At 44.1% G+C, this 1287-nt stretch carries 1 protein-coding gene; it reads left to right on the top strand.

Features of this window, described 5'->3' with window-relative positions; genetic code table 11:
* Nucleotides 1-117 precede the first annotated feature (117 nt).
* Nucleotides 118-1197, top strand: a complete 1080-nt coding sequence (locus ACEN3Z_RS11850) for an IS30 family transposase (protein ID WP_407090979.1) — start codon at nt 118-120, stop codon at nt 1195-1197.
* The last annotated feature ends 90 nt before the right edge of the window (nt 1198-1287 follow it).

The following is a 1287-nucleotide window of genomic DNA, read 5'->3' as shown; positions in this document are numbered from 1 at the left end:
AAGGTGGATTTTATAATGAACTTAGCCACCTATAAAAAGGCATAAAAAAATACGCCCTGTGAATTTTCATGTTATATTGAAGTTACGACAACTCTCAATAGACAAGGATGAATTCACATGACGCAAACTAATTCTAACACAAATGCCCGTAAAGGAAAACACCTGACCGACGGCGAACGTTATCAAATCCAGATTTTATTAAAGGAAGGCTACTCCCATCGCCATATCGGCCGTGTTTTAGGCCGCAATCATCAAACCATCAATAATGAAGTCAAGCGAGGCACTGTGACCCAAATCAATCGCGTGACGTCTAACGGTAAGGATTATATTTACTCCGATGACCTTTATTTTGCCGATGCGGGTCAAGCCTATTATGATGATCAGCGTTTGAAGAGTGGTCGCCAGCCTAAATGGCTTCAAGCCAGCCTTTTTATGGAATGGGCTGATCAAAAGATGTTAGAAGAGAAATGGTCCCCCGACGCCGTTGTTCAAAGAGCGCGCAAAGATGGCCTCTTTGAGGACGCCCTCATTCCGTGTACAACCACCCTCTATGATTGGATTGATCGCGGGGTGATGCGGACTAAAAACATGGATTTACTTGAGAAATTGTCTCGCAAATCAACGCCCACATCTCAAGGCCATCGTCAAAACAAGCGTATACTGGGTCCTTCCATTGACCTGCGTCCGGAGGCAATTAATGACCGGTCTGAATTTGGTCATTGGGAAATTGACACGGTGATCGGCCAACAAACCAAATTAGACCCTGTCTTACTCACTCTGGTCGAACGCCAAACCCGCTTTGAAATCATCCTGAAGTTGAAGGGGAAAGATGCCCAATCGGTCAACCAAGCTATCACAGACTTAAAGGAACGTGCGGGGGATGCCTTTCCTCAGCTCTTCAAAAGCTTTACGGCGGATAACGGATCGGAATTCTCGGATTTATACGACCTGCTCAAAGAAAACATCGATGTCTACTTTGCCCACCCTTATGCCACTTGGGAAAGAGGGTCCAGTGAAAACCAACATAAGTTGATTCGGCGATTCTTTCCAAAAGGCTGTTCATTGAGGGAAATCACTAAAGAGCAATGCTTAAGAATACAACAGTGGATGAATGCCTATCCACGTCGCATCTTGGCTTATGACACACCCTATGAACGCTTTGTCCGCGCCTTCCATCAGGAACGTCAGGCAATCTAAGCATATGGAAAAGAGCTAAGTTAAATCAAAGAAAGAACAATCATAAAATTTTTTGAGACTAAGTGGCTAACTTGAACTTGAAATTTACAA

The organism is Ruoffia sp. FAM 26254 (assembly GCF_045528545.1).
In the GTDB taxonomy this organism is placed as follows: Bacteria; Bacillota; Bacilli; order Lactobacillales; family Aerococcaceae; genus Ruoffia; species Ruoffia halotolerans.
Note: the sequence above shows the minus strand (reverse complement) of the source record. Positions and strands in the feature narration are given on the sequence as shown.

Bases quoted from the DNA above. Each gene is read 5' to 3' on its own strand.
- ACEN3Z_RS11850 (WP_407090979.1), top strand. From the start codon at position 118: ATGACGCAAACTAATTCTAACACAAATGCCCGTAAAGGAAAACACCTG.